The organism is Streptomyces sp. NPDC059452 (assembly GCF_042750035.1).
In the GTDB taxonomy this organism is placed as follows: Bacteria; Actinomycetota; Actinomycetes; order Streptomycetales; family Streptomycetaceae; genus Streptomyces.
In genome coordinates this window covers 129344-155706 of sequence record NZ_JBHYVE010000016.1, presented here as the reverse complement: position 1 = coordinate 155706, position 26363 = coordinate 129344, and the positions used below count along the sequence as shown (strand labels likewise).

The window sequence follows — 26363 nt, the reverse complement described above, 5'->3', positions numbered from 1 at the left end:
GACTTGAGGAGTTCGACATGGCCGAAGCTGACAACCGGGCGTTACGGAACAAGGTGGCGATCATCGGCATGGGCTGCCGCCTGCCCGGCGGGGCCTCGGACCACCGGACGTTCTGGCGGAACCTGATGGCGGGCAAGGACTGCATCACGCCCACCCCGCCCGACCGGTACGACGTCACGACGCTCGGCAGCCGGTTCCGGGACAAACCCGGCCGCCTGGTCGGCGGCCGCGGCGGATACATCGACGGTTTCGACGAGTTCGACCCCGCGTTCTTCGGCATCAGCCCCCGCGAGGCCGACCACATGGACCCGCAGCAACGGAAGTTGCTGGAGGTGGCCTGGGAGACCCTGGAGGACGGCGGTCAGCGCCCCGGCGACCTCGCGGGCGCCAACGTCGCCGTCTACGTCGGCGCGTTCACGCTGGACTACAAGATCCTCCAGTTCGCCGACCTGGGCTTCACCTCGCTGGCCGCGCACACCGCGACCGGCACCATGATGACGATGGTCTCGAACCGGATCTCGTACTGCTTCGACTTCCGGGGCCCCAGCCTCTCCATCGACACCGCGTGCAGCTCCTCCCTGGTCGCCGTCCACCTCGCCTGCCAGGCACTGGACCGGGGCGAGAGTGATCTCGCGCTGGCCGGCGGCACCCTGCTGAACATGGCCCCGCAGTACACGATCGCCGAGACGAAGGGCGGCTTCCTCTCGCCCGGGGGCCGCTCCCGTACGTTCGACGCCGCCGCCGACGGCTATGTACGGGCCGAGGGCGTCGGCCTGGTCGCGCTGAAGCGGCTGGCGGACGCCGTACGGGACGGGGACCGGATCCACGCGGTGATCCTCGGCAGCGGGGTCAACCAGGACGGCCACACCAACGGCATCACCGTGCCCAACCCGGACGCGCAGGTCTCCCTCATCCGCCGCGTCTGCGCCGAGGCCGGGATCACGCCCGGCGAGCTCCAGTACATGGAGGCCCACGGCACCTCCACCCCGGTCGGCGACCCGATCGAGGCCGGAGCCCTGGCCCGTGCCCTCGCCGTCGGACGCAAGCCGGGCGCCCGCGCGTACGTCGGCTCGGTGAAGACCAACATCGGGCACACCGAGTCCGCCGCCGGGATCGCCGGGCTGATCAAGACCGTCCTCTGCCTCAAGCACCGGCACATCCCGCCCCACATCAACCTGGAGCGCCTCAACCCCGCCATCGACCCGGCCACCCTGCCGTACGAGATCCCCACCCGGCCCACCCCCTGGCCCGAACACGACGGGCCCGCCCGGGCGGGCGTCAACTCGTTCGGGTTCGGCGGGACCAACGCCCACGTCGTCCTGGAGGAGGCCCCGCAGCCCGCCCAGGAGGCCGCCCCTTCCGCCGAACGGGCCTGGAGCATCCTGCCGCTCAGCGCCCGGCACCCCGACGCCCTCCCGGAGCTGGCCGCCGGTATCCGCGCCGAGCTGGCCGGTGAGAACGGCCCGCCCGTGGCCCTGTCCGACCTCGGTCACACCCTGGCCCACCGCCGCCAGCACCTCCCGCACCGGCTCTCCGTCGTCCACTCCTCCCGCGCCTCCCTCGACGAGGCACTCGCCGCACTCCAGCGGGGCGAACCGCACCCCCGGGCCGTCCAGGACCGCAGCCGGGACGCCGAAGCACGGCGCCTGGTCTGGGTCTTCACCGGCATGGGGCCCCAGTGGTGGGGAATGGGGCGCCAACTCCTTTCCGAGGAACCGGTGTTCTGTGAGGCCATCACCCAGTGCGACCGTGCCTTGCGGGAGTTCGCCGACTGGTCCCTGATCGAGGAGATGTCCGCCGAGGAGTCCGCCTCGCGCATGGGCGAGACCTGGCTCGCACAGCCCGCCAACTTCGCCCTCCAGGTCGGTCTCGCGGCCCTGTGGCGGGCGTACGGCGTGCGCCCCGACGCCGTCGTCGGACACAGCACCGGGGAGATCGCCGCCTTCTACGAGGCGGGCGTCTACTCCCTCCAGGACGCCGCCCGGATCGTGGTGCACCGCAGCCGCCTCCAGCAGACCCTGGCCGGTACGGGCGCCATGCTCGCGGTGAGCCTGTCGGAGGACGAGGCGGAGCGGCGCGTACGCCCCTACCGGGACCGGGTCTCGATCGCCGCCGTCAACAGCCCGGCCTCCCTCACCCTGGCCGGGGACGCGGACGCCCTGGCCCTGCTGGCCGAGGAGTTGCGGGCCGAGCGGCAGTTCGCCAAGTTCCTCACCGTACAAGTTCCGTACCACAGCGTCGGCATGGAGCGGATCAAGGACGAACTGCTCGCCTCGCTGGCCCCCTTGGCGCCACGCCCCGCGCAGCTCCCGCTCTACCTCACCGGAACCGAAGGCACCGCCCGGGACGGCGAGCTGGATGCCGCCTACTGGTGGCAGAACGTACGCGAACGGGTACGGTTCCGGGCCGCCGTCGACCGGCTCGCAGGCGACGGCCACCAGGTGTTCCTGGAGATCGGCCCGCACCCGGTGCTCGGCCACGCGATCCGCGAGTGCCTGGAGGCCACCGGGGCGGCCGGGCTGACGCTGCCCTCGATCCGCCGCCAGGAGGACGAGACCGAGCGGTTCGCGCTCTCCCTCGCCTCGCTCCACAACCTGGGCGCCGACATCGACTGGGACGTCCTCCAGCCCGACGGGCGGCCCGTCACCCTGCCCCCGCACCCCTTCCGCCGCGACCGGCACTGGACCGAACCCCCGGCCGTCGCCCAGGTCCGCCTCGGCCACATCGACCACCCGCTCCTGGGCCGCCGCACCGACCGTACGGAACCGGCCTGGCAGGCCCGCCTGGACACCGAATCCCTGCCCTACCTGGCCGACCACCGCATCCAGGACACCGTGGTCTTCCCCGCCGCCGGATACATCGAGATGGCGACCCAGGCAGCCCTGCGGCTCACCGGCTCCACCACCGCCGTCCTCGCGGGCATCGACCTGCGCAAGGCGCTCTTCCTGCCGGACGGCGAGGACCGGACCGTGGAGGTGTCGCTCTCCCTGGAGGACGCGGCCTTCACGATCGCCTCGCCCGCGACCGGTGACGACGGCGAGCGGACCGTCCACGCGAGCGGGATCGTCCGCACCGGGCAGCGCCGCAGGGCCGGTGCCCCGCTCGACGCCGCCGCGATCCGTGCCCGTACCGTCCGCCGTCTCGACGGCCCCGAGTGCTACACCGCACTGGCCGGGCTCGGCTACCACTACGGGCCCGCCTTCCGGGCCATCGAGGAGGTGTGGATCGGCACCGGGGAAGTCCTCGCCCGGCTCCGCCCGCCCGAGGCGGTCGACGCCTCCGGCCACCACCTCCACCCGGTCCTGCTCGACGCCTGCTTCCAGGCGCTGCTGACCCCGCAGCTCCTCCAGGACCCGGCACCGGGGAGCGGGATCAGGCTGCCGCTCTCGCTGGCCGAGGTCGCCCTCGAACCGATCGGCGACCGGCCGCTCTGGGTGCATGCCACGGTGCGCTCCGCCGACGCCGACACCACGCTCGGGGACATCGCCCTGTACGGGGACGACGGGGCGCCGCTCGGCCGGATCGAGGGGTTCCGGGCCGCCGACGTGGAGAAGGCGGCGACCTCCGTCGCCCGGACCACGATCGACTCCTGGCTCGCGGAGACGGTCTGGACGGAGTGCCCGGAGCCCGGGGAGGAGGACCGGCTCGCGCCCGCCCCCATAGCAGCCCGGGACCACGGCTGGCTGGTCCTCGCCGACACCCAGGGCGTCGCCGACGCCTTCGCCACGCTCGCCGCCGCCCGGGGCGAACGCTGCCACCTGGTGCGCCGGGGGCAGGCGTACGCCGGAGCGGGCCCGGACGGATCGTTCACCGTGGCCCCCGGGTCCGCCGCCGACCTGGACCGCCTCTTCGCCGAGCTGGACGGGGACGGCGAGCCGTTCCACGGGGCCGTCCTGCATCTGTGGAACCTCGACCGGCCCTCCCTCGCCGCCTGCGACCGGCAGGCCGTCCGCGACCACGCGGGCCCCGGTTCGTACTCCCTGATCGCCCTCGCCCGGACCCTGCTCGCCCGGGGCGGAGGCGGTCGGCTGCACATCGTCACCCGAGGCGCTCAGCCCGTCCTGCCCGACGAGCCCGTCGAACCCCTCGGAGCCCCCGCCTGGGGCGTCGGCCGGGTCCTGCGCCACCAGGAACTCAGCAACCACCCCGGCAAGTTGATCGACCTCGACCCCGAACGGCGGTCAGGTCCCGCAGGAGCGCGGGCCGAGGCCGAAGCACTCCTGCGCGAGGTGCTGGCCGACGACGAGGAGGAGATCGCCCTGCGGGCCGGAGTCCGCCGCACCAGCCGCCTCCGCCTGGCCGAAGGGCTCACCCGGCCGCTGCCGCTGCGGCTGCGGGCCGACGGGAGCTATCTGGTGACCGGCGCCTTCGGCGCGCTCGGCCGGCTGCTGTGCCGCACGCTCGTCCGGCGCGGGGCCCGCAGGCTCATCCTGGTGGGGCGCACGCCGGTGCCCGCCCGCGAGAAGTGGGGCTCCACCGACCCCGCCACCGCCGAGGGCCGCGCGGTGGGCCTGCTCCGCGAACTGGAGACGCTCGGCGCCCAGGCCCACCTGGCCCCGCTCGACATCACCGACGAGGACGCCCTGACCGGCTGGCTGGACGCCTACCGGCGCACCGGCTCCCCGCCCGTACGCGGGGTGTTCCATCTCGCCGGACAGGTCCGCGACACCCTGGTCACCGACCTGGACCGGCCCGCCTTCGACGCCGTCCACGACCCCAAGACCATCGGCGCCTACCTCCTCCACCGGCATCTGCGGGACGAACCCCTCGACCACTTCGTCCTCTTCGCCTCGATCGCCTCCCTGCTGACCACCGCCGGACAGGCCAACTACGCGGCGGGCAACGCCTTCCTGGACGCGCTGGCCCACCACCGCCGGGCCCAGGGGCTGCCCGCGCTCAGCCTGGACTGGGGCCCCTGGGCCACCGGAATGATCGAGGAACTCGGCCTGGTCGACCACTACTTGCACAGCCGGGGCATGAGCTCCCTGGCCCCCGACGCCGGGATGGCCGTCCTGGAGCGCGTCATCGGCCAGGACCACGCCCAACTTGTCGTGGCCACCGTCGTCGACTGGCCCACCTTCCTGGCCTGGTACCCCTCCCCGCCCCCACTCGTCACCGACCTGGCAGCGGCCGCCGCCCCACCCCCGGCCGCCGCCCAGGCCGACGGCTTCCTCGACACCTTCCGCGCCGCCGACGAGGAGACCCGCCGCACGCTGGTCGCGACGCGCTTCGCCGCACTCTCCGCCGCCGTCCTGCGCACCGGCACGGACCGCATCGACCCCGCCGAAGGCCTCGGCCGGCTCGGCCTCGACTCCCTGCTGGCCATGGAGCTGCGCGCCCGCATCCACGCCGAACTCGGCGTCGCCCTCCCCGTGGTCGCCCTGCTCAGCGGAACCCCGGCCGGAGAGCTGGCCGCACAGCTCCACGACGGACTGGCGGAGCTGGCGGCGGCCGACGGTTCCGACACCGGCGGCCGGGCCGTCGAACTCCACGACGACCCCGCGCGCTACCCGCTGACGCAGAACCAGAAGGCGCTCTGGTTCCTCAAGCACCTCAACCCCGACGGGTACGCCTACAACATCGGCGGAGCCGTCGAAGTGCACGTCGCCCTCGAACCGGACCTGATGTTCGAGGCCGTCCGCCGCCTCATCGCCCGCCACCCGGCCCTGCGCACCAACTTCCTGCTGGAGGACGGGCAGGCCGTCCAGCGGGTCTCCGATGACGCCGAACCCGACCTCGCCCTCTTCGACGTCCAGGGCGAGGAGTGGGAGACCATCCACGCCACCATCGTCGCCGAGTACCGCAAACCCTACGACCTCGCCCACGACCCGCTGGTCCGCTTCCGCCTCTTCAAGCGCGGCCACGACCGCTGGATCATCATGAAGGCCGTCCACCACATCGTCTCGGACGCCATCTCCACGTTCACCTTCATCGAAGAACTCTTCCAGGTGTACGAGGCCCTGCGGCAGGGCCACGAGCCCCAACTGCCGCCCGTGGAAGCCCGCTACCTCGACTTCCTCAACCAGCAGAACGCCTTCCTCGCCGGACGCGAGGCCGCCGGGATGCTCGACTACTGGCGCTCCCACCTCCCCGACGAGGTCCCCCTCCTCGACCTCCCCACCGACAAGCCGCGCCCGGCCGTCCAGACGCACAACGGGGCCTCGGAGTTCTTCGTGCTCGACGCCGAACTCAGCGCCCGCGTGCACACCTTGGCCCGCGCCCACGGCGTCACGCCGTTCATGGTGCTGCTCAGCGCCTACTACCTGCTGCTCCACCGCTACTCGGGCCAGGACCACATCGTCGTCGGCTCCCCGGTGACCGGCCGGACCCGGCAGGACTTCGCCTCCGTCTACGGCTACTTCGTCAACCCGCTCCCGCTCCACGCCGACCTCACCGGCGACCCGAGCGTGGCGGAACTCCTGGAACAGGTCCGCCGGACCGTCCTGGGCGGCCTGGACAACCAGGAGTACCCTTTCGTCCTGCTCGTCGACGAACTGGGCCTCCAGCACGACCCCAGCCGCTCCGCCGTCTTCCAGGCGATGTTCATCCTCCTCACCCACAAGGTCGCCACCGAGCAGTACGGCTACCGGCTGGAGTACATCGAACTGCCGGAGGAGGAAGGCCAGTTCGATATCACGCTCTCCGCCTACGAGGACGAGGCGGAGCACCGCTTCCACTGCGTCCTCAAGTACAACACCGACCTCTTCCTCCCGCAGACCATGCGCCGCATGGCCGCCCACTACACGCACCTGCTCGACCACATGACCCGCGCCCCCGGCGAACAGCCCGTCTCCCGGCTGGAGATGCTGGACGAGGGGGAACGGGAGCGGCTGGTGGGGGAGTGGAGCCGACCGGCCCTGCCCACGGCCACCACGGATGCGCCGTTCACCCCGGTCCATGAGCTGATCAGTGAGGCCGCCGCCGCCCACCCCGCGTCGGTCGCCGTGACCCTGCCGCTTCCGGGCGGTGGCGCACACCGGCTGTCCTACGGGGAGTTGGAGCGACGCGCCACCGAGGGAGCCGCGCGGCTGCGCGCCCTGGGTGTCGGGGGCGGCTCGGTGGTCGTCGTCTGCCTGGACAAGTCGCCGGAGCTGGTCGTCACCCTGCTCGCCGTCCTCAAGGCCGGCGGCGCCTATCTGCCGCTGCGGCCCGACCAGCCCGCCGACCGGCTCGCGCACCTCGTCCGGGTCACCGGAGCGGCCCTGGTCGTCGTCGCCGACGAGGCCGGGCGGGAGGGCACCGCGGCGCTGCCGGTCATCACCCTGACCCTGGACGCCCTGCACGCGACCGAGCCGCACCCGGAGGGCCCCCGGCAGAACCCGGCCCCGGAGTCGACGGCGTACGTCATCACCACCTCCGGCTCCACCGGCCGCCCCAAGGCCGTCCGCGTCAGCCACCGCAACCTCGCCTCCGCGTACGGGGCGTGGCGCCAGGAATACCGGCTGGAGACGGACGTCCGGGTGCACCTCCAGATGGCCGAGCCGTCGTTCGACGTGTTCACCGGCGACCTGGTCCGGGCGCTCTGCTCGGGCGGCAACCTCGTCCTGGCCGACCGGGACCTGCTCTTCGACACCACCCGCCTGTACCGGACGATGCGTCAGGAACGGGTCGACAGTGCGGAGTTCGTCCCGGCGGTCGTCCGGGGGCTGATGGACCACTGCGTACGGGAGGGGCTGCGGCTGGACTTCCTGCGGCTGCTGGTGGTCGGCTCGGACGCCTGGAAGGTGGGGGAGTACCAGCGGCTGAGCGAGCTGTGTGGTCCGGCCACCCGGCTCGTCAACTCCTACGGCCTCACCGAGGCGACCATCGACAGCGCCTTCTTCGAAGGGCCCGTCGACGACCTGGAACCGGGCCTGATGGTCCCGATCGGCCGCCCCCTCCCCAACAGCACCCTCCATGTCCTGGACCCCCACGGTGAGCCCGTCCCGCCCGGAGTCCCCGGCGAACTCTGGATCGGCGGCGACGGCGTCGCGCTCGGCTACGCCGGAGACCCCGGGCAGACGGAGGACCGCTTCGTCACCCGTACGCTCGGCAGAGAACCGGGCGCCGGACCCGAACGCCTCTACCGCACAGGCGACATCGCCCGCTGGGACGCCCACGGCCGGGTCCACCTGCTGGGCCGGACCGACGGCCAGGTCAAACTGCGCGGCCACCGCATCGAGATCGGCGAGATCGAGGCCCACCTCGCCCAGTGGCCCCCGCTCGCCCGCTCGGTCGTCACCGTCACCCGGGACTCCGGGGGAGAACCCGCGCTCTGCGCCTACTGCGTACCGGCACCTGGCGCCGGACTCGACCGCCGTTCCCTGCGCCGCCACCTGGCCGCCTCGCTGCCCTCGTACATGATCCCGTCGTACTTCGTCGAGCTGCCCGCGCTGCCGCTCACCCCCAATGGCAAGGTCGACACCGCCGCCCTGCCCGCACCCCGGGCCGAGACGGGCGCGCGGCCCCACGAGGAGCCGGTGACGCTCTACGAAGTCGGGGTGGCCCGGCACTGGAAAGCGCTGTTGGGGCTCGAACAGGTGGGCCTGGAGGACGACTTCTTCGACGTCGGCGGCTCCTCCATCAAGCTGATCGAGCTTCTCCACCATCTGCGCACCGAGTTCGGCGTCAGCGTCCCCGTCAGCCGCCTCTACCAGGTCACCACCCTCCACGGCATGGCCGCCACCGTGGCAGAGGTCCTGCACAGCACCAGCACCGACGAACTGCCCTGCCTGACCTTCAACTCCGGCCAGGCACCGCCCCTCTTCTGCTTCCCGCCCGCCGGGGGCCACGGGCTCGTCTACCGGGGCCTCGCCGCCCAGCTCCCGGAGTACGCCGTCATCGGCTTCAACTACCTGCCGGGCGACGACAAGGTGGCCCGGTACGCCGACCTCGTCGAGGCCGCCCGGCCCCAGGGCGCCTGCCTGCTCCTCGGCTACTCCCTCGGCGGCAACCTCGCCTTCGAGACGGCCAAGGAGCTGGAGCGGCGCGGGCGGCAGGTGGGCCATGTCGTCGTCCTCGACTCCCGCCGCATCATGGAGCGTTACGAGCCCGGGGACGAGGGGATCCGCCTCTTCGAGGCCGAACTCGCCGACCATCTGCGCAAACACACCGGGTCCGAGGCCGTCACCCGCGAAACCCTCGCCCACGCCGCCGAATACCTCACCTTCTGCGGCCGCACCCCCAACACCGGAACGGTCGCCGCACCGGTCACCGTGATCACCGACGAGGAGAAGGCCTCCCTGTACGCCGTCGGCGAGCACGGCACCTGGCACGGCAGCTCCACCGGCACCACCGTCGTGCTGCGCGGCTCCGGAGTCCACGCCGACATGCTCGACCCCAAGCACCTGGCCCGCAACGCCGCCCTGGTGCGCACCGCACTGACGGGAGCGGTGGCCCATGGCGGATGACCCGAGCACCGTCCGGGACGCGCCCGACGACTGGACCAGCCGCGAGCGCACCCCCGGCACCCCGCCCCGCGTCATCGTCATCGGCGCGGGCGTGGCGGGCCTCTCCACCGGCTGCTACGCCGAGATGAGCGGAGCCAGGACGCGCATCTTCGAGAAGCACGTGCTGCCCGGCGGCTGCTGCACGGCCTGGTCGCGGGACGGCTACCTCTTCGACTACTGCATCGAGTGGCTGATCGGCACCGCCCCCGGCAACGACGCCCACCAGGTGTGGCGGGAGCTGGGCGCGCTCGACGGCAAGACCGTCACCAACTTCGAGCTGTTCAACAAGGTCGAGGACGAGAGCGGCCGTTCGGTCACCTTCTACAACGACCCGGACCGGCTCGAAGCCCACCTGCTGGCCCTCTCGCCCGCCGACGCCCCCCTGGTCCGTGCCTTCACCCGCGATCTGCGGCGGTTCATCGCCATCGAGCTGTATCCGTTCCTGACCGCGCCCGCACTGCGGACCGTACGGGAGCGGGCGGCGACCCTGCGCACGGTACTGCCGGCCTTCCGGCTGTTCTGGCGGACGGCTGCCACCCCGATGCACGTCTTCGCCGACAAGTTCCAGGACCCGCTGCTGCGGCGGGCCTTCCGCAACATCTTCTTCCAGGACCCGGAGGGTTTCCCGCTCCTGCCGTACCTCTTCAACATGGCTGCCGCCCACCACCTCAACGCCGGTTTCCCACAAGGCGGTTCACTCGGCCTCTCACGTTCCATCGAGGAGCGCTACCTCGGCCTCGGAGGAAACGTCACCTACCGGGCCCGCACGGAACGGGTCCTCGTCGAGAACGACCGCGCGATCGGCGTCGAACTCCGTAACGGCAAAAGGTACTTCGCCGAGCACGTCGTCTCCGCCTGCGACGGGCACACCACCGTCTACGGGCTCCTCGGCGGCCGGTACACCGGACCCAGGATCGACAAGCTCTACACCGACCTCCTCCAGCGCCCCGGCACCCTCTTCCCCGCGGTCGTCTCCGCATTCGTCGGCCTGCGCGGCGACTTCGACCCCGGCGAAGCCCACAGCACCACCCACCTGCTCTCCGACGAGGACGGGAAACGGCTCCCCGGCGCCCTCCAGAACAGCCTGGTCGTCCAGGCGCGCTCCCGCTACTCCGACGGCTTCGCACCCCCGGGCCGCTCCGTCCTGCACTGCACCTACTTCAGCGACTACGCCTACTGGAAGGAGCTGCGCACCAGGGACCGCAAGGAGTACCGGACGCGCAAGCACGAGGTCGCGGACTTCGTCCGCACCTTCCTGGAGCGCCGCTCCCCGGGCATCAGCGACCGCATCGACCTCGTCGACGTGGCCTCGCCCGCCACCACCCACCGGTACACCGGCAACCACAACGGCTCCATCCTCGCCTGGAAGGCCTTCTCCGACGCCGATGACGTCTCCGCCCGGCTGGTCGGCCGGGACCGTATGCGGCTCCCCGGGCTGAGCGGCTTCTCCATGGCCGGGCAGTGGGTCGGCATGGGCGGTCTGATCCGCGCCGCCTCCACCGGCCGCTTCGCCGTCCAGTACCTCTGCCGTGAACTCGGCCTGGAATTCCGGGCGTGGGAGAGCGGAGGCACCGAACCGTGGCACACCGGGAAGCTGGGCCACCTGCCCCAGCTCGACCGGTGGTCAGCACGGGAGGAAACCGGTTCATGACGGACAGGACCAGCGGCGCTCCCGGACGGCCGAGGGAATCGATGATCATCATCGGCGCCGGTCTCGGCGGTCTCTCCACCGGCTGCTACGCGCAGATGAACGGCTACCGCACCCGCATCCTGGAGATGCACGAACTGCCCGGCGGCTGCTGCACCGCCTGGGAACGCGGCGGCTTCACCCTGGACGCCTGCGTCAGCTGGCTCCTCGGCAGCGGCCCCGGCAATGAGATGCACCAGATCTGGCTGGAGCTGGGCGCGTTGCAGGGCAAGGAGATCCGCCACTTCGACGTGTTCAACATCGTGCGCGGACAGGACGGGCGGGCCGTCCACTTCTACTCCGACCCGGACCGGCTGGAGGCCCACCTCATCGGGATCTCGCCCGCCGACGCCCGTACCGTACGCAGGTTCTGCTCCCAACTGCGCAGCTTCCGCAAGGCACTTGCGGTCTATCCGTTCCTCAAGCCCGTCGGACTGATGGGCCGGGTCGAGCGCTGGCGGATGCTCGCCTCGTTCCTCCCGTACTTCAACGCCGTACGCACCACGATCACGGTCCTGATGGCCGAGTACTCGGCCAAGTTCAAGGACCCGCTCCTGCGGGAGGCGTTCAACTTCATCCTGTACGAGAAGCACCCCAACTTCCCCGTGCTCCCCTTCCACTTCCAACTGGCCTCCCACGCCAACCTCTCCGCAGGCGTCCCGGAAGGCGGCTCCCTCGGGCTGGCCCGGTCGATCGAGGCCCGCTACCGGCGGCTCGGCGGGGAGGTCTCGTACAACACGAAGGTCGAGACGGTGATCGTCGAGGACGACCGCGCGGTGGGCGTCCGGCTCAGCGACGGGGGTGAACTCCGCGCCGACATCGTCGTGTCGGCCTGCGACGGCTACACCACGACGATGAAGTTCCTCGAAGGCAAATACCTGGGCGAGGAGTACCGCAAGCTCTACACCGAGACCATCCACGAACCCGGCATGGTCTTCCCCGGCTACTTCACCCTCTTCCTCGGCCTCTCCCGCCCCTTCCCCGAGGGCGACCCCTGCACGACGTACCTCCTCGACGACGCCACGGCCGCCGAGCTCACCGGCATCCGCCATGCCAGCATCAACGTCCAGTTCCGCAGCCGCCATTACCCCGAACTCTCCCCGGACGGCACCAGCGTCGTCTACGCCACGTACTTCTGCGACATCGCCCCCTGGCGGGCCCTGGACGAAGGCCCCGAACAGATCACCCGCACCCGGGGCGGCCAGGAGCTGCACACCCTGCCCGTACGTCATGGGCGCGGCTACTACGCGGCCAAACGGCGGGCCCGAGAAACGCTCGTGGACTTCCTGGAACAGCGCTTCCCCGGCATCCGCGACGCCATCGTCGTACGGGATGTCTCCAGCCCCCTCACCCAGGTTCGCTACACCGGCAACTACGACGGGACGGTGCTCGGCTGGCAGCCGTTCGTCGAGAGCGGCGAAACCCTGGAAGAGATCGTCAAGAAGCACGGGCCCGGGCTGCCAGGCCTGGCGAACTTCTACCAGTCCGGCGTCTGGGCCACCACCGGAGGACTGATCCGGGCGGCCGCCGCCGGACGCCATGTCACCCAGTTCATCTGCCGTGACGACGGCAGGGAGTTCACCGCCTCGGTCGACCGCACCGCGCCCCCGCCGACCCACCGCGTCATCCCCGTACCGGCCGGGCGCGGCACCACCCCCGTAACGACGACAGGGAACCGTTCATGAAGATGACAGGGAACAGTTCATGAAGATCGAGAAATGGGTGGTCCGCGAACACGTCGAGGGCGTGCCCGACGTCGACCGTGTCTACGAGAAGGTCGTCGAGAACGTCGAAGTGACCCTGGCTCCCGACGAGATGCTTCTGCGCACGCTGTACGTCTCCGTCGACCCCTACCTCCAGGGCATCGCCCTCGACACCCCGATCGGGACCCATATGGGCGCCGACTCCATCATGCAGGTGGTCGAGGCCGGACCGCGCGCCGCCCACCGCGTCGGCGACCTCGTACAGGGCTTCGGCGGCTGGCGGTCCCACGTCGTCTCCACCGGAGCGGCCGAGCTGTGGCAGACCGGCACCTTTCCCATGGTCTTCCCGGCCTACCGCAGGCTCGACCCCGACTGGTACGACGACGCCCTGCCGCTCCCCACCGCCCTGAGCGTGATGGGCGGGCCCGGGATGACGGCCTGGGGCACCCTCGCCAAGTACATGACCATCAGCCCCGGTGACACCCTCGTCATCAGCGGGGCCTCCGGCGCGGTCGGCGCCCTCGTCGGCCAGCTCGCCGCGCTCGCGGGCGCCCGTGTCATCGGGACCACATCCTCCCCGCAGAAGGCGGAGTACCTTCTCGGCCTCGGCTTCGACACCGTCCTCGTCTACCGGCACACCGACAGCCCCGACACCGTGCGCGAGGCGCTGACCCGGGCGGCCCCCGACGGCGTCGACCGCTACTTCGACAACCTCGGCGGCACGGTCACCGACGTCGTGTTCTCCATGCTCAACGTCGACAGCCAGGTGGCGGTGTGCTGGCAGTGGGCGACCCAGGTCGGCAACGAGGACACCGGCCCGCGCCTGCTGCCCTATCTGATGTTCCCGCGCGCCACGGTCCGGGGGATCTTCTCGCTGGAGTGGTTCACCGAACAGAACTGGAAGGACCTCCACGCCGAGCTGGGCGGCCGGGTCCGGCGCGGCGAGGTCGTCTGCGACCACACCCTCCACCACGGCTTCGACGCCATCCCGACCGCGTACGGAAGCCTCTACCGCGACCGGGCGGACAGCAGGGGCAAGGTGCTCGTCGCGCTGTAGGGCCGCTCCAGGCCTTGCCCCTTCTGCTCCATGAGTTCCCCCATGAGTACGCCCCGTCCCGGGAGGCAACATGACCACCACCGACCCCACGAGCACCGGCCCGGCCCTGGTCCCCCTGCACCGGCTGCACTTCGACGAACCGGGGCCGCCCCGCCTCGCCGAACTGCCCGGCGGAGCCCCCGCCTGGCTGGTGAGCCGGTATCCCGACGTCCGTCAGGTCCTCTCCGACCCCCGCTTCGGCCGGGCCCGGCTGTACGCCCCGGACGCACCGGCCCTCTCCGAGGTGCCCGACCTCGTGAACAACCCCGATCTGATGTTCAACCAGGACGGCCCCGACCACCTTCGGCTGCGCCGGACCCTGCGCCGCGCCTTCACCCCGAGGGCCGTGGCCCGCTGGCGGCCGTGGGTCACCGCCATCGTGGAACAGCTCCTGCACCGGCTCGACGGACAGCCCCAACCGGTCGACGTGGTCGAGGAGTTCACGCTGCCCCTGCCGGTGGCGGTGATCAGCCGGCTCATGGGCCTGGACGCCTCCGCCCGCGACCGGATGCGGCACTGGAGCGAGCACGCCTTCTCCGACGGCTCCCACGACGGGGAGGAGGTGGAATCCGTACTGAAGGAGTTCAGCGCGTTCGGTGCGGAACTGCTCGCCGAGCGCCGGCGCACCCCCGCCGACGACCTGATCAGCGGCCTGGTGAGGGCCGCCGACGAGGAGGGCGGGCTCCCCGAGACGCAGTTGGTGAGCCTGGTGTGCGGCCTCGTCGTCGGGGGCCACGACAGCACGATGACCATGCTGGGCAACGCGCTGCTCTATATCCTCGGCGAACGCCCGGAGAGCTGGCCCCGCATCGGCGCCGACGAGGAGGCGGCCGGAAGGGTGGCGGACCGGCTCATCCACCTCGTCCCGCTGGGCGACGACCGGGGAACGGCACGCCACGCCTCCGCGGACGTCGAGGTCGGCGGGGTGACGATCCCGGCCGGCGCGGTCGTGCTGGCGGACTGCGGCGCCGCCAACCGGGACCCGGACGTCTACCCCCGCCACACGCTCGACGACCTGTTCGCCCCGCTGGAGGCCCCCACCCTCTCGCTGGGGGCGGGCGCCCACTACTGCCTGGGCGCGTGGCTGGCCCGTACGGAACTCCAGATCGCCCTGCACCGCCTGGCTGCCCGCTTCCCGGAGCTGCGCCTGGCGGAGCCGGTGGAGGGGGTCACCTGGCGGACCGGGACGACGTCCCGCAGCCCGCGGAGGCTCTCCCTGACCTGGTAGTTCCGTTACGGGACCGGGGTCAGCGGACCTGCTCGAAGCTCGGCCCGTAGGTGCCGGCCTTGACGCGCACCGTCTCGTAGCCGCCGTCGCCCTTGTTGCCGTACTTGCTCCAGTACTGGCAGGTCAGACCGGAGTCGCCGTCGAGGTCGACGGCCTTGGCGGCGGGGAACTCCTCGCAGGCCAGCTTGGTGGCGTCGGAGCGGCTGCCGTACTGCTCGAACAGCTGGTTGTAGACGACCTTCGCGACCACCAGGCCCTTGAGGGGCTTGGCGTTGTAGAAGGTCATGAAGCCGCCCTCCTTGTACGAGTCGCTGATCTTGACCTCGTAAGGAACGACGGCACCTTCGTAGGTGACGTTGCAGGTGCTGACGGCACCGGCCTTCTGCGTCACGCCGCCGGGGCACTCGGCGCTGGTCTTGCCGGGCACCTTGATCCGGCCGAGCAACTGCTCCTGGAGCCGGTGCTCGACCTGCTCCGTGAAGGGGGCGCCGCTCTCCGGCTTGGGCAGGACCTTGAGCTGCCCGTCGGTGGAACGGTCCAGCACGTCCTTCTGCGGGCCGTCCACGACGACGGGCAGCGTCGCCTCCTGCGGGGCGGCGGTTGTCTCCTGGACGGCCTCGGGCTTGGACTCGGCGGTGGGGGCGGAGGAGATCGGAGCGGCGGAATCCCCGGAGCCGCAGCCGACCGCGAGGATGCCGACGGCGGCCAGTCCGATGATCTTCTTGGTGTAGTGCATAAGGGCAGCCTAAAAGTCGCCGCGGAGTGCTCCGGGGCTCATCGGGGCGGGCGGGGAGGGCTCGGCGGCGTACAGAAAGAGGACAATACGGAGGGAACCGTACCGCTTCGCCTGGCCTCACCCGCCTCAGGGGCATCTGACGGTGGCCCAGTCGAGAAGGGGTCGTAGCGCGACTGTGACGCCGGAAGCCTCCGTTCCGGCTGCTTGCCCCGGCCTACCGGCCGCTCGCCTCGGCTCACCGGCTCACCGGCTGCTCGCCTCGGCCCGCCGTCTCCTCGGCCCGGTCCTTCGTCTGTTCGGTCGCGAGGCTGCCGAGCAGGCGGAGTGCCGCTTCGGAGGGGGTCCGGGGCTCGGCGCTGTAGGCGATGATGCGCTGGCCCGATTCGCCGGGGGTTTCACCGGGGATGAGGAGGTTCTCGAACGCGAGCTCCATCGGGCCCACGCGCGGGTGGTCGAAGTGCTTGACGCCGGAGGTGCAGGTGCGGACGGGGTGCCGGGCCCAGAGGGCGGCGAACTCGCGGCTCCGGATGACCAGTTGCCCGACGAGTTCGGCGAGCCTGCGGTCGTGGGGGTGACGTCCGGCGACCAGGCGGAGGGAGGCGACGGCACGTTGCGCTTCCTTGTTCCAGTCGGCGTAGAGCGTGCGGAAGTGGTCGTCCAGGAAGAGCAGACGGGTCAGGTTGGGGCGGTCGGCCGGCCGGTCGGGGCCGTGGCGGTCCAGATGCCCGGCGAGGAGTGCGTGGCCCAGGGGGTTCCAGGCGAGGACGTCGTTACGGCGGTCCAGGACGAGGGCCGGGACCTCCGTCATCGCGGCCAGCAACTGCCGGGCCGACCGCCCGGCGTGCTGGGGGCGCTCGGCGGGCGGCTGCCGGACGGCGCCGGGCCGGGCGAGGTCCTTGAGGTGGGCGGTCTCGTCGTCGGTGAGCCGCAGCGCGCGGGCGATGGCGTCCAGGACGGAGTCGGAGGCGCTGGAGGCCCGGCCCTGTTCGAGCCGCGTGTAGTAGGTGACGCTGACTCCCGCGAGCAGGGCCAGCTCCTCGCGACGCAGACCGGTGACGCGGCGGCGCGGCGAGTGGGCCGTGAGGCCCGCGTCCTGGGGGCGTACCTCGCCGCGACGGTTGCGGAGGAAGTCCCCGAGCTCGGACGTGGTACCCATCATGGCTCCCCGGATCGACGGTTACGCCCTCCATGATGGGCCCCGCGCCGGGCGTACGGGCTCCGTGAGAGGGGTCCTGCGAGGACCACCTTCCGCAGTGCTGGTGCCGGGCGGGCAATGGTTACGCCCGCCGCCCCGGATGAGGCTCTTTTCCGTCACAACGTGTGCACGAGAGAAGAGGGACTTCACCCATGACGGCCACCGAGACCACCCGGGCCACGCCCGGCGGCGATGTGCCGCCCACCCGTCTGACGCCCCGCCTGAAGCTGGTGCTGGTGATCCTGCTGGCGGCGCAGTTCATGCTCGCCGTGGACTTCTCCATCCTCAACGTGGCCCTGCCGGTCATCGGGGAAGGGCTCGGCTTCGACCTGGCGAACCTCCAGTGGATCGCGACGTCCTTCGCCCTGTGCGCGGCGGGCTTCACGCTCCTCTTCGGCCGGATCGCCGACCTCTTCGGCCGCCGCCGCCTCTTCCTGGGCGGTCTGGTCGTCCTGGCGGCCGCCTCCCTGCTGGGCGGGCTGGCGACGTCACCCGAACTCCTCATCGTGTCCCGGGTGTTCCAGGGTCTCGCGACGGCTGCGGTCACCCCTGCGGGCCTCTCCCTGCTGACGACGTCCTTCCCGGAGGGCCCGCTGCGGGAGAAGGCCCTCGGGCTGAACGGCGCGCTGATGTCGGCGGGGTTCACCACCGGTGCCGTCCTGGGCGGCGTGCTCACCGACCTGCTGTCCTGGCGCTGGGCCTTCTTCATCAACGTACCCGTCGCGCTGCTCGTGCTCGTCGCCGCGGTCGTGGTGATCAAGGAGTCGCGGCCCGAGGAGCGTCCGAAGCTGGACCTGCCGGGCGCGGTGAGCGTGACCCTGGGCCTGCTGGCCGTCGTCCTCGGCCTCACCCAGGCCGGTGAGCACGGCTGGGGCTCGCCGACGGCCCTGCTCTCCCTGGCCGCAGGCGTACTGCTGCTGCTCGTCTTCCACGCCGTCGAGCGCGGGGCCGAGGCCCCGCTCGTACCGCTCGGAGTGCTGGGCCGACGGACGGTGGCCTGGGGCAACATCGCCGGTCTGATCGCCTTCCTGACCGAGACGTCACTGGTCTTCCTCATGACGCTCTACCTCCAGAAGGTCCTGGGCTTCTCCCCGTTGGCCGCGGGACTGTCCTTCGGCGTCCTCGGCATCGGCACGGTCGTCGGCGGCACCATCGCACCCCGGGTGATCGGGCGCATCGGCACCCGGTCGACGCTGATCCTGGGCGGCGTCGTGCAGACCGTGGCCACGGCCGCACTGATCGGACTGGGGGACGACCGCTCCTGGATGTGGCTGCTGCTGACGGGAACGTTCGTGGGCGGTGTCGGCAACATGCTGGTCATCGTCGGCTTCATGGTCACCGCGACGACCGGGCTCCCGGACCGGGAACAGGGCCTGGCCACCGGCCTCGCGACGATGACCCAGCAGGTCGGCATCACGATGGGCACGCCGATCATGAGTGCCGTCGCCACGGCGGCGGTCACCGGAGCCGGTGCGGCGGGCATCCTCGGCGGCCTGAAGGTGGCTATCGCAGTGAACGCCGCCATCGCCCTGACGGGCACGCTCGCCGCTGTCCTGTTCCTCCGCAGGGCCGCGTCTGCTTCGAGGTGATGGCCTGGATTCCCCCGCAGGACCGGCATCGTCCCGGCTCCGGTCCTGCGGGGGTGTCACCCCTCGCCGGTACGTTCTTCCGTAACGGGCAGGCTGCCCCGGAAGGCGCTGACCCCGTGGTCCGAGGAGACGAACAACGCGTCGTCCGCGGTGATGTCCAGGGCGCGGACAGGGCCGTCCAGGAGCAGGAGGACGCGTTCGCCCCGGTCCCTTCCCGGCCGCCACGACCACACGCTCCCGTCCGCGCCGCCCGAGAGCACGCTCAGGCCCGAGGCGTCGTACCGGGCGACCAGCGCGGTCACCGGACCGTCGTGGGCCCCTTCCCGGCCTGCGATCCGGTGGCCGTCGAGGGCGTCTTCGACGATCACGGCGCCGTCCCTCGTACCGACGCAGACGACCAGCCGCCCGTCGAACAGAGCACGGGCCGAGGGATCGGCCGGACCCGGGCCGGAAGGGAGTGAACCCGGTCCGGGAGAGCGCCAGGAGGAGGCGGCGGAGCGGCCCGCGTCGATCAGCCGGGGCGTACCGGGCTGATGAATCCACTGATGCCCCGACCCGTCCGTCGCCAGCGCGACCGCGTGCCCCGCCAGCGAGATCCGCTCCGCGTCCACGAGGTCCGGGAGATCCGGACCCTCCGCCGCAGCCGTCCGTCCTGTGCGCCCTTCCAGCACGCCGTGGCGGCCGCTGCCGGTGTCCAGGACGAACAACTCCGTCCGGTGGTCCGACGGCAACGCGACGATGCGGTCGGGCGGGGGGCTGAGGGGGGTCGTCCACCACGGAATCCAGGGCAGGGGCGCGCCGTGGACGGGGGCGGCCAGCCGGTGGGCGAGCTCGGCGTCCCCGGTCCTCAGCGCCGTGAGGCTCGCGGCCATGCGCCGCTCGCGCAGAGGGGCCCGGCGGTCCAGCAGTTGTTCGAACACCGGGGTCGGCAGACCGGAGTGGACGGACCGGAGATCGTCCACCGACCGGGGATCGGCCCGGATGAGGAACTCGGGGTCGTCGAACAGCTCCTGTTCGCGTCCGGCCTCCCGCGCGAGGGGCATCACGTGCCGGAGGACGTAGGGCTCGGCCGCTTCCCAGTTCCGGGTGGGCGGGGAGCCCAGAGAAGCGAACAGCCGGTCCAGCAGGGCCTGCCGCCAGCCCGGGGTCTCCCCCGACCGTTCGAAGTCGTCGACCAGATAGTCGGCGACCGACTGGTGGAAGAGCCGGTAGAGCAGGGTCCCGTTGGTGTCGGTGACGGTCCGCAGATAGAACCGTGCCGCCCCGAGCGTCTCCTTGACGGCGGCGGACGACGGAGCGGACGGCAGGGTGCCGCCGTCGCTCGCGAAGATCGGGGCGATGCGCCGGAGCACGGAGGCGGGCATGCCCTGGCCGTGCGCCGTGCCCAGGGCAGTGAGGACGGGCCGGAGCCAGAACAGCTCCGGCCGGGACCGCAGTTCCAGTTCGAGGAGCTCGGTCAGGCTCTGCGGTACGCGGCGGGCGGCCTCCACCGCCTCATCCATGGTGTTCACGGCGTCGGAGCCGGAGTTGACCAGGGTGCGCGCCCACAGTCCGGCGACGAGGAACGCCCCCCAGGCCGTCTGCGGAGAGTTCCGGCCGACCAGGGTGGTGGCCAGCTCGCGGGCGAAGGTGTGGACGACGGAGCCGCGGTGACGGAACCCGCGGGTCGTCCGCAGGATCTCGGTGACGTACTCCGCCACGTCAGTGGCCAGTTCATCCGGCGGTACGCGATCGAGATCGACGAGAAGGCCGCCCCCGGCCGCGGCGTCGATCAGACGCCCGAACTCCGGGTAGTCCCGGGTGGCGACCAGGACCCGTGCCAGAGAACGGCCGTCGTCCCGGCGCTCGAGGGAGAGCGGCATCAGCAGCCGGTCCATCACGTCGGTGCCCTTGGCCATCTCGTCCAGGGCATCGACCACGATGACCGGCTGCACGCTCATGCCCTTGGCGGCCTTGAGGAACTGGCGGGGGTCGTGCGCGGTGACGTCCAGCTGGCGGGCCAGGGAGGCGCAGATCTCGGAGAGGCCGCGCTGACGGGCGTGGACGGCCGCGAAGCCCGTACCGACGGGAAGAGGTGTCCGGTACGCCCGCTGCCAGAGATCCCTGCTCGCCTCGCGCAGTTCGGGGTGGGCCGCGCAGACGAGGACGCCGAGCAGGGCCGACTTCCCGGCACCCGGCGCGCCCGTGACGACGGCCGGGCCCCGGGCCTCCGGGTCGTTCAGCCAGTCGGACAGGGCCTCCAGCTCGCGTTGGCGGCCGGTGAAGCGCCCGAGTACGCCCCGCCCGTGCTCGGCCACGGCCGAGGTGCCCGAGGCCCGCTCCATGAAGTGCTGGTGGTCCAGGCCGCCGTCGGCGCTCTCCAGGAAGGGCAGCGCGCCGGGGGCGGCGGTCCGGGAGAGGCGGCCGTGTCTGCGCCCGCCCAGGTAGGCGGGGTTGGAGAAGAAGGGCGGAGGGTCGCCTTCCGGGCTCCCGGTGCCGGAGGGGCCCAGGACGGTCACCTTCTCCTCGGCGCCGTACGCAGTTTCCCGCCGGATCTCCGAGGCGAGCATGCGCAGCGGAACGGTGGGCAGGGCCGGGTCGATGTCGAGGGCTCCGCCGCGCAGCCGCCGCAGGGCGGAGACGATTCCCCGGCTCAGCGTCCCGCCGGGATCGTGCCGCCCGCCGGTTCCGAGAATCAGCCAGGTGCGCGGCGGGAGATCACGTCGGAGCCACGGGAGGGAGCTCCCAGGTGCATGACAGGTGTCGACGATGAGGAGGACCGGGGGCCGGAACGCGTCGGAGGAATGGAGGGGACCGACCCTCAGGACGGAGTCCAGCAGACCGCCCTCCTCCAGGGCGAGACGGTGGGCACTTGGCCGCTGACCGCCGAGGACCCCGTGGCCGATCACGTAGATGATGCAGAGGTCGTCGGCCCGGCAGCGCTCCAAGAAATGGTGCACCTCGTCGGCGACCCATCGGCTCGGTACGTCGAGCCTGATGGCGCAGGTGTACCCCGCCCCGGTGAGCGCGCCGGCGAGATCCCTGACGCGTTCGGCCGTGAGGTGCCGGGAGGCGCCGTGCGGGTCCGGTGAGCCGGACTCGTGGTCGTTCGTTTCGATCCCGATGCACAGAGCCCTGCGCCCGCGTGCCGGCGAGTCCAACGGATGACCTCCTGCTTGCCCTTGGGCCCCAGCCTAGGGCACATTCCGTGACGGGCACCCCGCTCCCGGGCGGTCTCCAGTAACGTGAGCCCGCAGCGTGACCGTCGGACGAATACCGAGGATGACCGGATGCCCGAGGCTTCCGACGAAGCCGGGGGCTTCCAGGGCGTGGCCATGAGTCTGGCCGTCCATGATTTCGCAGGGGGCTACCGCACCCTTCCGTTCATGCGGGAGGCCCTGGCCCTGCGTGAGGCGCTGACCGCCTCCGGGTACGCACTGGAGAGCCACGACGGGGTGACGGCCGAGGTGCTGGGCGCGAAGGTCCGTGCGTTCCTCAAGGCACCGGGGACCGAGCCGCGACTGCTGCACGTCCTCAGCCACGGTGTCTGCCCGCCGCCGAGCGGGCGCCTCCATGTCGTGGGCTCCTGCGGGCAGTTCGACGAGACCACCGACGTACAGAGCTGGCTCGACCTCGTCGAGGTCTACCACCAGGACAAGCCGTACACGCTGCTGGTGCTCGACCTGTGCAACGCCGGTCAGGCCGCCTGGCCGGACTGGACGCAGGACGCCGTCGGCTTCGAGCGCCGGGCCTGGGTGATCGGGGCCTGCGACGAGCTCGACAACGCCTACAACGCCCGTCTCACCCAGGCCCTCGCCGGGTTCCTGACCCAGCTGGGCACCGACCCGGTGTCGCTGGGGCTCGACGCCGTATCGCCCCACCTCCCGTTCGCCATGCTGGTCGAGGGCGCCCGGGCGCGGGTCGACGAGCTGGCCTCGGCCCCCGGCGCCCACGGGCAGCGTGTCACGGCCACCCCCTACGACGGGGCCTACCCCGACCTGCCCTTCTTCCGTAATCCCTTGGCGGTCTCCACCGCCGTCCAGCTGGACGAGATACTCGACTTCGGCCACTGGCAGCGGGCCTCGACCGGGAAGACGACCGCCCGGCCGCACCGGCCGGGCGTCGGCTTCGTCGGGCGGTCGGCGCAACTGGACCGGATCGCGAGATGGCTGGACTCCACCGTGGACGGTGACGCGGACCTCGCCTGGCTCTGCCTGGTCACCGGACGGCGCGGTTCCGGCAAATCGGCGCTGCTCGGCGTGCTCGTCTGCGCGACGCACGACGACTTCGACAAGGTCGACGACCGTGTCTGGCTCACCGCGTTCGGTGGGAACGCCCCCTCGCGGCACGGCTCCGGACACATGGCCGCCGTGCACGCGCGCCGACGCGGTCTCGGCGCGATCCTCGGCTCGGTCGCACGGCAGTTACGGGTGGGGGACCGGGTAGAGGAATGGAGCCGCGAGACCTCCCCGGCACGCGCCCTGTGCGAAGCGATCAGGGAGCTGCCCTATCCGCCGGTGCTGGTCATGGACGCCGTGGACGAGGCCGAGGTCCCGTCGGAGGTGATGAGCGAGCTGATTCAGCCGCTGTCGGAGCGCCGCTCCGACGGCACCCCCCTCGCCTACTGCCTGGTGGGAATCCGCGACGAGGAGACCGCCCACCCGCTGCATGCGACGGCGCGGGAGTCGGGGCTGCCCATCGACCTCGAAAAGGTCGACCCGGGCACCCTGCACGATGACCTCCACACGTACGTGTCCATGCTGGTGCGCAGGGAACCCAGGTACGCCGCCGTCCGGTTCAGGGACGCCCGGCCGCGGCTGGCCAAGGGCATGGCGGTGGCCCTGACCGGCCGGCCGGCCGAGAGCCGGGGCGGCGAGTTCCTGATCTCGGGGCTCTACACCCACCACCTCCTCTCCCGTGCGTGGCCGGCGTTCGACGCCGACTCCGCGGAGGCGCTCGGCCGGGCGGTACCGCTCGACCTGGCCGGTGTGCTGGAGCTGGACCTGAGGTCCGGGGCCGCCGGGCAGCCGCTGCGGCTGCCGCTGCTCACCGCGCTCGCCCACACCCACGGGGCGGGCATGCCCGCTTCCGTCGCGCTCTCCGTGGCGTTGCTGTTCCTGCCCGGTGGGGCGCCCACGGACCTGGACGAGGCCCAACAGGTCCTGGACGGCGAGAGCCACTACCTCCGCGTCTCCGTGGACACCGACGGAACACCGCTGTACCGGCTCTACAACCAGGCCCTGGACGACCATCTCAGGGCAGCGCAGGGCGGTACGGGCGACGGGAGCCCGTCGTCGGCGATCCTGGAAGCCGTCCTCCTCTCGGACCCGGTGCGGTCCACCCCCGGCCGCACCGCCTGGTCCACGCCGTACGTCCGTCGGCACGCCGCACAGCACGCGGCCGACGCGGGGCGGCTGCTCGAACTCCTTGCCACCCCGGGGTTCCTGATCCACGCGGACGTGGAAGTGCTCGGCCCGCTGCTCGCGCGCCTGCTGCCCCGTCCGACCGAGCCGCACGCCCTCCTGCTGCGCATCCCGGCCGCCCGGCTCCGGGACCTGCCCTTCGGAACGCGGCGACAGCTGTTCGCCCTGGAGGCGGTGCGCTGGGGCACGCCCGGTCTTTCGCACGAGCTGTTGTCCGCCGCCGCCCACGGGGCCGCGCCCGCGCGCACGGTTCCGTTGTGGTCCACGGGGACCAACCTGGACGCCCGGCAGCTCAATGTGTTCGCCGACCACACGGATGCCGTGGACGCGGTGGTGGTGCTCGACCTCGACGGGCGGCCCGTCACGGTCTCGGCGGGCGCGGACGGCACGATACGTATCGCTGATCTCGGCGACGGCAGCCCGGTGGGCGAGCCCCTCACCGGACTGGCCGCACAGATCACCTCCCTGACGGCCGCCACCCTGGAGGGCCACGACCGCCCCGTCCTGATCACCGGATCGGCCAACGGACCGGTGCACGTGTGGGACCTGACGACGGGAAAGCAGTTCGGCGATCCGCTGCTGGGCCACACCGGCCGGGTCATGGCGATGACGACGTGGGGGGCGCCGGGGGAGATGTTCTTGGTGACGGGGTCTGCTGATGCGACGGTTCGGTTGTGGCGGTTGCCTGATGGGCGGCCGGTCGGGGAGCCGTTGACGGGGCATACGGATGAGGTGACGGCGCTTTCGACGTGGGGGGCGCCGGAGGAGCCGTTCTTGGTGACGGGGTCTGCTGATGCGACGGTTCGGTTGTGGCGGTTGCCTGATGGGCAGCCGGTCGGGGAGCCGTTGACGGGTCACACCGACGAAGTCACGGCGCTTTCGACGTGGGTGGTGGCGGGGGAGACGCGTTTGGTGACGGGGTCCGCCGACACGACCGTCCGCCTCTGGCGACTTCCGGACGGCCAGAGCCTGGATGGTCAGACCTCGGATGGTCTGACCCCGGATGGCCAGAGCCTGGATGGTCAGACCCTGGATGGCCAGAGCCCAAACGGGCAAGCCCTCGGCGGACAGGCCCCTCTCGGAGAGCCCAGGGAAGGCCATACGAGTGCCGTCACCGCTCTCACTGTGCTGCTCTCGGACACGGGAGGGACCGTTCTCTCCGGCGACGCGACCGGCCGCATCCGTCAGTGGCCCGTCCAGTGGCCCGCCGGAGGCAGCCCGGCGGAGGGCACCGTCCTGCGCGGTCACACCGGAGCCGTCACCGCCCTGTGCGTGAGCGGTGAGCCGGAGGCGCGTGTGCTGGTGTCCGCCGGTGACGACGGCACCGTACGCAGCTGGGACCTGACCGGGGAGCCCTCGCTTCCGGCTCCGGCGCCCGGCCACGACGGCATGATCCGCGGCCTCGGCCGGCTGACGTCGGGTGGGCGGGACATCGCCGTCAGCGGAGGCGCGGACAGCACCATCCGGTTCTGGCGGGCGGACGGGAGCGGCCCGGCCGAGGGTCTGCCGCCGATCGCGCTCCCCGCCGGACCGGCGGCGCTGGACTGTTCTCCCGAAGCACGGCTCCTGGTGACCGGTACGACGACCGGTGCCGTACTGCTGCACAACGCCGACGACGGCACCCTCGTCGCCCGGGAGGTGGGACATCGCTCGGCTGTCACCGCGGTCACCTGCGTCATGATCGACGGTACGCCGTGCGCGGTCGTCGCCCATCAGGACGGCCTCGCACAGGTGTGGGACCTCCGGGAGAGGAAACCGGTCCGCACACTGTCGGGCCACCGGTCAGCCATCACCTCGGTCTCCTTCTTCGGCTCCACCCCCGCACCCGCCGCCGTGACCGCCGGTTACGACCGGACCGTACGGCTGTGGGACATGACCACATACAGCGAGTACGGGCAGCTCACCGGACACCCCGAGGCCGTGACGGCGGTGGCGTGCACCGTGCTCGGCACCGTCCCCACCGCCGTGACCGCCTGCGCCGACGGGAGCGTACGGCTGTACGAGCTGGAGAACCACGGCCAGTGCGGCGAACTCGCCGGACACACGGGGTTCGTCACCTCCGTGGCGTGTGCCGAGGTGGACGGGGTGCCCACCGCCGTCACCACGTGCCGGGACGGCACGGTCAGGCTGTGGGATCTCACCCGTGGCAGCCAGGCGGAGGAACTGCTCTTCCCCGATCCCGTCCACCGGGCGCTGTGGCTTCCGGGTGACCGCCTCCTCGTGGGGTACGGCATGGACGTCGCGGTGTTCCACGCGGGCGGTCTGCACGACACCGACGCCGACGAGGACTGAGGCCGAG

The 26363-nt window shown here is 71.8% G+C and carries 10 protein-coding genes; 7 read left to right on the top strand and 3 right to left on the bottom strand.

What is annotated here, in order from left to right; all coding sequences use genetic code 11:
- Nucleotides 1-17 precede the first annotated feature (17 nt).
- The 5 genes from ACFW9Z_RS21960 (at nt 18) to ACFW9Z_RS21940 (ending at nt 15142) form a co-directional block, all read left to right on the top strand.
- Nucleotides 18-9389 carry an amino acid adenylation domain-containing protein gene (locus tag ACFW9Z_RS21960; protein WP_384643441.1) on the top strand — a complete coding sequence of 3124 codons (9372 nt, stop codon included), beginning with the start codon at nt 18-20 and terminating at the stop codon, nt 9387-9389.
- The gene (locus tag ACFW9Z_RS21955; protein WP_384643438.1) at nt 9379-11079 is read left to right on the top strand and encodes a phytoene desaturase family protein; all 1701 of its coding nucleotides are present in this window, start codon (nt 9379-9381) and stop codon (nt 11077-11079) included. The genes ACFW9Z_RS21960 and ACFW9Z_RS21955 overlap by 11 nt, the downstream gene beginning before the upstream one ends.
- The gene (locus ACFW9Z_RS21950) at nt 11076-12800 is read left to right on the top strand and encodes a phytoene desaturase family protein (protein WP_384643435.1); all 1725 of its coding nucleotides are present in this window, start codon (nt 11076-11078) and stop codon (nt 12798-12800) included. Before ACFW9Z_RS21955 ends, ACFW9Z_RS21950 begins: the two co-directional genes overlap by 4 nt.
- A gap of 19 nt (nt 12801-12819) precedes the next feature.
- Nucleotides 12820-13875: an MDR family NADP-dependent oxidoreductase gene (locus ACFW9Z_RS21945; RefSeq protein WP_384643432.1), complete on the top strand. Its 1056-nt coding sequence runs from the start codon at nt 12820-12822 to the stop codon at nt 13873-13875.
- Between the two features lie 70 nt (nt 13876-13945).
- Nucleotides 13946-15142 carry a cytochrome P450 gene (locus ACFW9Z_RS21940; RefSeq protein WP_384643430.1) on the top strand — a complete coding sequence of 399 codons (1197 nt, stop codon included), beginning with the start codon at nt 13946-13948 and terminating at the stop codon, nt 15140-15142.
- A gap of 19 nt (nt 15143-15161) precedes the next feature.
- Here ACFW9Z_RS21940 and ACFW9Z_RS21935 read toward each other — a convergent pair whose 3' ends face one another.
- Nucleotides 15162-15878 carry a hypothetical protein gene (locus tag ACFW9Z_RS21935; RefSeq protein WP_384643427.1) on the bottom strand — a complete coding sequence of 239 codons (717 nt, stop codon included), beginning with the start codon at nt 15876-15878 and terminating at the stop codon, nt 15162-15164.
- A gap of 235 nt (nt 15879-16113) precedes the next feature.
- A complete protein-coding gene (locus ACFW9Z_RS21930; RefSeq protein ID WP_384643568.1) occupies nt 16114-17034 on the bottom strand; it encodes a helix-turn-helix domain-containing protein in 921 nt (306 codons plus the stop codon).
- A gap of 191 nt (nt 17035-17225) precedes the next feature.
- Between ACFW9Z_RS21930 and ACFW9Z_RS21925 the strand changes: the two genes are divergently transcribed.
- A complete protein-coding gene (locus ACFW9Z_RS21925) occupies nt 17226-18662 on the top strand; it encodes an MFS transporter (protein ID WP_384643424.1) in 1437 nt (478 codons plus the stop codon).
- A gap of 56 nt (nt 18663-18718) precedes the next feature.
- Here ACFW9Z_RS21925 and ACFW9Z_RS21920 read toward each other — a convergent pair whose 3' ends face one another.
- Nucleotides 18719-21802 carry a hypothetical protein gene (locus tag ACFW9Z_RS21920; protein ID WP_384643421.1) on the bottom strand — a complete coding sequence of 1028 codons (3084 nt, stop codon included), beginning with the start codon at nt 21800-21802 and terminating at the stop codon, nt 18719-18721.
- A 129-nt stretch (nt 21803-21931) separates the two neighbouring features.
- On the opposite strand from ACFW9Z_RS21920, the gene ACFW9Z_RS21915 reads away from it, so the two are divergent.
- A complete protein-coding gene (locus tag ACFW9Z_RS21915) occupies nt 21932-26356 on the top strand; it encodes a hypothetical protein (protein WP_384643418.1) in 4425 nt (1474 codons plus the stop codon).
- Nucleotides 26357-26363 lie beyond the last annotated feature (7 nt).

What these genes read in the sequence shown, in the direction of transcription:
- ACFW9Z_RS21915 (WP_384643418.1), top strand. Translation starts at nt 21,932, where the DNA reads ATGCCCGAGGCTTCCGACGAAGCCGGGGGCTTCCAGGGCGTGGCCATG.
- ACFW9Z_RS21930 (WP_384643568.1), bottom strand. Translation starts at nt 17,034, where the DNA reads ATGGGTACCACGTCCGAGCTCGGGGACTTCCTCCGCAACCGTCGCGGC.
- ACFW9Z_RS21935 (WP_384643427.1), bottom strand. Translation starts at nt 15,878, where the DNA reads ATGCACTACACCAAGAAGATCATCGGACTGGCCGCCGTCGGCATCCTC.
- ACFW9Z_RS21925 (WP_384643424.1), top strand. Translation starts at nt 17,226, where the DNA reads ATGACGGCCACCGAGACCACCCGGGCCACGCCCGGCGGCGATGTGCCG.
- ACFW9Z_RS21955 (WP_384643438.1), top strand. Translation starts at nt 9,379, where the DNA reads ATGGCGGATGACCCGAGCACCGTCCGGGACGCGCCCGACGACTGGACC.
- ACFW9Z_RS21960 (WP_384643441.1), top strand. Translation starts at nt 18, where the DNA reads ATGGCCGAAGCTGACAACCGGGCGTTACGGAACAAGGTGGCGATCATC.
- ACFW9Z_RS21940 (WP_384643430.1), top strand. Translation starts at nt 13,946, where the DNA reads ATGACCACCACCGACCCCACGAGCACCGGCCCGGCCCTGGTCCCCCTG.
- ACFW9Z_RS21950 (WP_384643435.1), top strand. Translation starts at nt 11,076, where the DNA reads ATGACGGACAGGACCAGCGGCGCTCCCGGACGGCCGAGGGAATCGATG.
- ACFW9Z_RS21945 (WP_384643432.1), top strand. Translation starts at nt 12,820, where the DNA reads ATGAAGATCGAGAAATGGGTGGTCCGCGAACACGTCGAGGGCGTGCCC.